At 55.3% G+C, this 349-nt stretch carries 1 protein-coding gene; it reads left to right on the forward strand.

Annotation, left to right across the window (positions count from 1 at the left end; genetic code table 11):
* Positions 1-29: 29 nt before the first annotated feature.
* Positions 30-349: hypothetical protein (locus tag ACSNOG_RS33065; protein WP_436756369.1), on the forward strand; the 320-nt coding region annotated here is incomplete at its 3' end.

Raw genomic sequence — 349 nt, forward strand, 5'->3', positions numbered from 1 at the left:
GCGCTAAGCCGCATGACACCTTACAGTTGTTGTTCAAAACCCTGTTTGTCCTGCCCTCAGCCGAACGCGGACTGCTTGGCGACACGTCCTCCTTTCGGGTCATCGGCGATGGTACGCCGGTCGAGACCGGTGCTCGCTCCTTTGGAAAATTCCTGTGCGATTGCCGGAAGTCCGGAAATTGGAAATGCACCTGCAAACGCCAATTCTCCGACCCCGATGCGACGTGGGGCTGGGATAGCTACCGTGAAAAGTATTACTTCGGTCGCACCCTGTACATGTTTACTGCAGCTGACAGCCCATATGATCTGCCTGTCTATCCTCGCTTGTTCAAGGCGAGCCAACATGATGC

Origin of the sequence: Streptomyces sp. URMC 124, from assembly GCF_051386455.1 — a bacterium.
Taxonomy (GTDB): Bacteria; Actinomycetota; Actinomycetes; order Streptomycetales; family Streptomycetaceae; genus Streptomyces.